The following is a 6324-nucleotide window of genomic DNA, read 5'->3' as shown; positions in this document are numbered from 1 at the left end:
GAAATAGTCCGAGGGCACTCAGCAGCACGCCGGGAATGTCGAACTTGTGCGGATGGGTGCTCAGCGTGGGGACGAAGCGCATGGCAAGGATGAAGCCGGCAATCCCGACCGGGACATTGATGAAGAAGATCCACTCCCAGCCGAGGCCGTCCACCAGGACGCCCCCGAGGATCGGGCCGACCAGGGTGGCGACGCCTGCCGTGGCACCCCAGATGCCCATGGCCGCTCCGCGGCGGTCCGGCGGGAAGATCCGGGTGATGACGGCCATGGTCTGCGGCGTCATCATGGCCGCGCCGAKGCCCTGGACCACTCGGGCTGCAATGAKGGTCTGGACATCCCCGGAGAGGCCGCACCACAGCGATGCCAGGGTGAAGACGACGAGTCCGGAGAGGTAGAGCTTTTTCGGTCCGAAGCGGTCGCCAAGCCGGCCCGTGATGAGCAGGGGCACGGCGTAGGCGAGCAGATAGCCGCTGGTGACCCAAATGACTGAGTTGATGTCAGTGTTCAGGCCCGCCATGATGCTCGGGTTGGCCACCGAGACGATGGTGGTGTCGATCAGGATCATGAAGAAGCCGATCACCAGGGACCAGAGTGCCGKCCATGKCCGGGCTACGTTTTCCATGGGGTTCCTTAGGGGCTGGTGTGAATGCTGGATGGGCAAGGATGGGGGCGGCCGGGGTCCGGCGTGATGTACGGCACGGGCCTCACCACGGCAGTTCGCCGGAGCGGAGCTGGTCCTGGACGCCGCGGATCCAGGCGATTTCGGCCTGCAGCATGCTCTGCTGGTACTGGATATMGACCCAGTACTTGCGCTCTACGCCCTTCGTCCGAAGCAACTCTTCGCCGGAATCCAGGTACTCAAGCTGCTCCTGCAGTGCCGTGAGCCGCTGGTCCAGGAGTCCGGCGACGACGTCGGCCGGCAGGTTGTAGGCCTCAGAAATGGCCAGCGGGAAGGACGGGTATTCGTTGACCGGGGTGGCGAGCATGTCCCGAATGCGCGTCGTGAACGCTTCGCGGCCGGCGGCCGAGATGGTGTACGTGGTGCGTTCCGGGCGGTTGCCTTCCCGGTCCGTTCCCGTGRCAGCGACGAGGCCCTGCTCCTCCAGCCGCCCGACCGCGTGATAGAGGGTTCCGGGCCGGACCTTGACCAGCCGGTMCTCGTGCCGGGCGATCAGGAGCTGGTACATCTCGTAGGGATGCATCGGCTCTTCCACGAGCAGGGAGAGCGCGGCGAGACCCAACGGTGTCAATGCGGTTCCCCGGGCCATGGTGCGGTGTCCTCTTCGTTCTGCAGTGCTTGTACTCCGCAACGATTATTCMACGTGGAATAATCGGGTGCAATCGTCCCTTGCCCGGGCACCAGCCCCGCCCCGCACCCCGCCCCGCCCCGAACCTGGCGTTGTCCCCGGCGGGCCGGCCTGGAGGGCTGCCCGCCGGGCCTTCGTCAGCCGAGGAGGGCCAGGATGTCGGTCCGGGCAAACATCTGCGCGGCGGCCCGCGCGGAGGGGGTGCCGGCGTCGGGGTCGGCCCCGGCGTCCAGCAGCTCGCGGGCGACGTCGGTGTAGCCCTTGAAGACGGCGCCGGCCAGCGGCGTCTGGCCGCGGTCATTGGGCGTGTTGGCGTCGCCGCCGTGCTCCAGGATCAGCCGGACCGTGCCGGCGTGGCCGTGGTAGGCCGCCAGCATGACCAGCKAGTCACCGGAGGCATTGGTCAGCGTGGCCGGGGCGCCGGCCGCCAGGTAGGTGCCCAGCAGTTCGGAGTTGCCTTCGCGGGCCGCATCGAACAGCGTGTGGGCGAGCGCCAGCGTCTCGTCGTCAGGCGCGGACTCGTTCTGCACCGACCCGTCCTGTGCTGACCCGTTCAGCGGAGACTCGGCGCTCATCGGGTCCCCCGCAGGAAGCCGGTCTGACGGCCCACGACCTGGCCGGCGTCGGGCGCCACAATGAGTTCCTGGGCCGCGGCGTAGGGCTCGTCGCCGTCCACGACGGTCAGGACCTCGTCCGCGGCGACGGAGCGTTTGATGACGGCAAGGGCCACCGGGCCCATTTCGTAGTGCTGCGCCACAGAGGTCACGGCGCCCACCTTGCGGTCGCCGGCGCGGACTTCGCTGCCGACGGCGGGCAGGGTGTGTTGGGAGCCGTCGAGCTGGAGGAACACGAGCCGCCGCGGCGGGTGGCCCAGGTTGTGGACGCGGGCGACTGTCTCCTGGCCCTTGTAGCAGCCCTTGGACAGGTGCACGGCCGTGCGGAGGAGGTCGAGCTCGTGCGGAATGGTTTTGTCGTCGGTTTCCGCACCCCGCCGGGGACGCCACGCGGCGATCCGGAGCGCCTCGGCTGCAAGGGTGCCGGCGAGGGGCCGGTCCCCGACCGTGGCGGCCAGGTCAGCCGCGGGGACGAGGTACTCGAACCACGGCCGTTCCAGGCCGGGATGGGCGTCCTCACCCACCACCGCGTAGGAGTAGCCGCCGGCGCCCACGTGCGGCCATGGGTCTTCCCAGACCAGGAGCTGCGCCCACTCTTCGATCCGGCGGGTGGACCCGAGTACGGCCCAGTCCGCCGAGACGTCGGCGACCTCGACGCGGAGCATGAACTTCATCTTGGTGAGCCACTCGGCGAGCGGTGCCGCCTCGGCTCCTTCGACGAGCAGCCAGGTGGTGGCGCCGTCGTCCACCACCCGGGCGTCAAATTCGATCCGGCCCTGGACGCTGAGCAGCAGCAGTTCGGTGGACTGGCCCGGGGCCAGGCCGGTGAGCTGCTGCGAGGACAGGGTGTTGAGCCAGCTGAGCCGGTCCGGTCCGGTGACGGTCACCACGCCGCGGTGTGAGAGATCGACGACGGCGCTGCCGGCGGCCAGCGCCCGCTGCTCCCGCAGCGGTTCACCGTAGTGGGCGGCGACGCCGGCGTCGGCCCCGCCGGCCTCAACAGCGGCCGGGCGCGACAACAGAGGGCTTGTGATAGTCATATTGAAAGGAACGTCCTTTGGTGTGTGCGTATTCCGTCACCGGTACGCCGGCACTGCCGGCCTAGCTTCCGGTGCCAGGCCCGCCGGGTGGAGTTAAGTGCGGGGTTAGCGGTATTCCGGATTTTCAAAGTCGAACCGGGTGCCGGCCTTCCAGGTGTCGGGGAGGTTGCCGTAAGCGGGGATGCCGCCGGCGTCCTTGAGCATCCGGGCCAGGTGCAGCATGTTCCAGGTCATGAAGGTGGTGTTGCGGTTGGTGAAATCGCTCTCCGGGCCCCCGGACCCCTCGTCAAGATAGCTCGGCCCCGGCCCGACGGGACCGATCCAGCCGGCGTCGGCCTGCGGCGGGATGGTGAACCCGATGTGCTGGAGGCTGTACAGGACGTTCATGGMGCAGTGCTTGATGCCGTCCTCATTGCCGGTGATKAGGCAGCCGCCAACCTTCGGATAGTAGGCCCACTGGCCCTTGGCGTTCAGCTGCCCGGAGTGGGCGTAGAGGCGCTCGATGAGCTTCTTGGTCTGCGAGGAGTTGTCCCCGAGCCAGATGGGCCCGGCAACGACGACGATATCCGCCTCCAGGACGGCCGGGTAGAGGTCCGGCCATTCGTCGGTAGCCMAGCCGTGCTCGCGCATATCCGGGTACACGCCGCTGGCGATGTCGTGGTCCACGGTGCGGATCACGCGGGTGGTGACGCCCTGCTTCTCCATGATCCGGCGGCTCACCTCGATCAGGCCCTGGGTGTTGGACACGTCCGGGGATTTCTTGAGGGTGCCGTTGAAGTACACGGCCTTGAGGTCGGCGTAGCTGGTGCTACCGGCGTCGCTGCTGTTGCTGATGACTTCGTCGGTCACGATGTTTCTCCCTGGTCGATACGGACAACGGAAAAATCAGTGAGACCGTGCGTTCAGCTTACCTTCGCGAGGATGGCGGATGCATGGGCTTCCAGTCCGCCGCTGCCGGACGACGAATCCTTGCCGGTGGCCACGTCCCAGCGCCACAGCAGGTTGCCGTCCACGAGACCGAAGATCCGGGTGGCCGCCGTGTACTCCTTGGAGTGGCTGCCGCGCATCACCATATCGGTGCTGAGCTGGATCTGGGGCCCCTTGATCTGGCCGTAGTAGAGCTCCGAGATCCCGCCAGGGTGGGCGATGGACACCGAGATGTCGAAGCCGCCGTCGCTGTTGCGCAGGGCCTCGACCTCGTCGGCGCTCTTGAGCACGGGGACGATGTCCGCCGGGATCAGGCCGGGGCCGCCGTCTTCCTCGCGCTGCTTGCGCTCCAGCGCCCAGAAGCCGGTCTCGACCGTCAGGKGACGCAACGTGGTGCCCTCGTCGTCGGTCAGCCAGCTCTCGGCGCGGTACTGCAGGTACGGCAGGCCGTTGTGCGTGAACGAGACATGCTGCAGGAAGTGCTCTGAGTCCTCGTCCCCGGCCCCCAGCCGGCCACGGCCCTCCCACTCACCAATGAGCCAGGACAGCGGAACGATTTCGGGCGTCAGATCTGTAGGAATTTCAATCGGCACAGCAACTACCTCTGGAAACTACGGTGACTGGAAAGTRTCGGGTTACTTCTGGCCTTTGAAGAGGCGGTAGACGACAAAGCCGGCAAACCACGCCATGGACAGGCTGGCCACGCCGAGCAGGACAAGGAAGAAGATCTCATATGCAAGTACGGACATGATGCCATCCTAACGCTTAGAAGATGAGTAGTTTGTCTATGAAGTAGGCCAAGGAACCGACCGCCGACACCGGTCCCAGCCCCATGCCTACGGCCGCCAGGATGGTCAAGCCCTCACCGCTGAGGATGACGAGGCGGCGGAAACTCATCAATACGGCCCCCACCACGACGCCGGCCAGGGCGGCCGGCAGGACGGCGATATCGGAGAACACCAGGCCGGCCAGCGGCCCGGCGAGGCCGGCGCTGATGATGCCCAGCGGTGCCACGATCCGGTCGGGCCAGCGGATCAGCCCGGCCAGCAAGGCGACCGCAGCGCTGATGGCAGCCACGAGGAGCATCTCCCGGACGCCGTTGAAGCGCGAATCCGCAATCCAGCCGGCGCCCAGGCAGGACAGCAGCACACCCGCGCACGAGCCCAGCGTGGATTCGAGTCGCTGGGCCTGGCCGGTACCCCGGAGCAGCTGCATGACGAAGATGGCCATGACCCCCACCGCAATGAACGACGGCGTCCAGTCCAGGAAGCCGGGGGCCGGAAGGTACGTCGCGGCCACCGCCGCCCCCACACCGGGCAGGCCGATCAGGACGGCGAGGGTTTTCTTGGCGGGGATGCCGAGAAAATAGGGCCAGCCGATACCGATGCCGGCGGCGGTGAGGGCAGCGACGGCGAGGAGGACCTCAGGCGAGGAGTAGGCGCCGGCAACTATGGCCGCGAGACCGGCCAGGCCGATGATCCCGACGCTCCACAGCTTCACTGGTCTACTCGCCCTCGGCAGACCCGCCATGGCTRTACCTTCGCTCACTGCGGACCCCAATTCGACTCGGCTCAATTTCCACGGGCCGCGGGCCCTAACGGTTCAATCCTGCCCTATATKAACGCTATGTGTCGCAAAAGGACCGGCCGGAGGTGACGGGACCATGGCCGGAAAGGGGCCTTTAGGTATACTCATGATCAGCACCACAGACGCCCAATGATGCGCGGACACCCCTTGGAGGAACAATGTCGCACATCCTGCTATTGACGAACAGCACCGGAACATCCGTGGACGTCCTGCCTGCTCTGGAACTATTGAACCACCGGGTGCATATCCTTCCMGCCGAGCCCACCGCCCTGCTCGAGACCGACCCTTGTGACATCGTCCTGCTGGACGCCCGCAAAGACCTGGTCGGCGCACGTTCCCTCACCCAACTGCTMAAAGCAACCGGCCTCAGCGCCCCCCTGATGCTGATCCTCACCGAGGGCGGCATGGCCGCGGTCTCCTCCGCGTGGGCCGTGGACGACATCCTCCTCGAATCCGCCGGCCCGGCCGAGGTCGAAGCCCGGATCCGCCTTGGCGTCGCCCGCGCCGTCCCCGAGCAGGACGACGCCCCGAGCGAAATCCGGGCCGCCGGCGTCGTAATTGACGAGGCCAGCTACACCGCACGGGTCAACGGTGCCGCACTCAACCTGACCTTCAAGGAATTCGAACTCCTGAAATACCTGGCCCAGCACCCCGGCCGGGTTTTCACCCGCCAGCAGCTGCTGACCGAAGTCTGGGGCTACGACTACTACGGCGGCACCCGCACCGTGGACGTCCACGTCCGGCGGCTCCGGGCCAAACTGGGCGCCGACCACGAAAACCTGATCAGCACCGTCCGCAACGTCGGGTACCGCCTGACCCTGGTCCGGCAGCCCGAGGACGAGCTCACCG

The 6324-nt window shown here is 67.1% G+C and carries 8 protein-coding genes; 1 reads left to right on the top strand and 7 read right to left on the bottom strand.

The genetic code is table 11. The features are described 5' to 3' along the window. The 7 genes from AC1DBQ_RS20730 to AC1DBQ_RS20700 form a co-directional block, all read right to left on the bottom strand. Positions 1-622 (bottom strand): MFS transporter (locus AC1DBQ_RS20730; protein WP_476930304.1); only part of this gene is annotated, 622 nt, incomplete at its 3' end. Positions 623-704: 82 nt separating this feature from the next. Continuing rightward, a complete protein-coding gene (locus tag AC1DBQ_RS20725) occupies positions 705-1268 on the bottom strand; it encodes a PadR family transcriptional regulator (protein ID WP_476930303.1) in 564 nt (187 codons plus the stop codon). 176 nt (positions 1269-1444) lie between these two features. Beyond that, positions 1445-1837, bottom strand: coding sequence for an ankyrin repeat domain-containing protein (locus AC1DBQ_RS20720; protein WP_476930302.1), 393 nt, complete (start codon positions 1835-1837; stop codon positions 1445-1447). 41 nt (positions 1838-1878) lie between these two features. After that, on the bottom strand, positions 1879-2961 hold the full coding sequence (gene ygfZ, locus AC1DBQ_RS20715) for a CAF17-like 4Fe-4S cluster assembly/insertion protein YgfZ (RefSeq protein WP_476930301.1): 1083 nt from the start codon (positions 2959-2961) through the stop codon (positions 1879-1881). Positions 2962-3066: 105 nt separating this feature from the next. Further along, positions 3067-3810 carry a flavodoxin family protein gene (locus AC1DBQ_RS20710; protein ID WP_476930300.1) on the bottom strand — a complete coding sequence of 248 codons (744 nt, stop codon included), beginning with the start codon at positions 3808-3810 and terminating at the stop codon, positions 3067-3069. A gap of 53 nt (positions 3811-3863) precedes the next feature. After that, positions 3864-4481 carry a nitrobindin family protein gene (locus tag AC1DBQ_RS20705; RefSeq protein ID WP_476930299.1) on the bottom strand — a complete coding sequence of 206 codons (618 nt, stop codon included), beginning with the start codon at positions 4479-4481 and terminating at the stop codon, positions 3864-3866. Between the two features lie 172 nt (positions 4482-4653). Beyond that, on the bottom strand, positions 4654-5388 hold the full coding sequence (locus AC1DBQ_RS20700) for a permease (RefSeq protein WP_476930298.1): 735 nt from the start codon (positions 5386-5388) through the stop codon (positions 4654-4656). A gap of 245 nt (positions 5389-5633) precedes the next feature. On the opposite strand from AC1DBQ_RS20700, the gene AC1DBQ_RS20695 reads away from it, so the two are divergent. Continuing rightward, positions 5634-6324, top strand: a 691-nt coding sequence (locus tag AC1DBQ_RS20695; RefSeq protein WP_476930297.1) for a winged helix-turn-helix transcriptional regulator, incomplete at its 3' end; no start/stop codon positions are given.

The organism is Arthrobacter sp. 10T413_2 (assembly GCF_056394205.1).
This window is presented reverse-complemented; position numbering and strand designations above follow the sequence as displayed.

What these genes read in the sequence shown, in the direction of transcription:
- ygfZ (WP_476930301.1), bottom strand. Translation starts at nt 2,961, where the DNA reads ATGACTATCACAAGCCCTCTGTTGTCGCGCCCGGCCGCTGTTGAGGCC.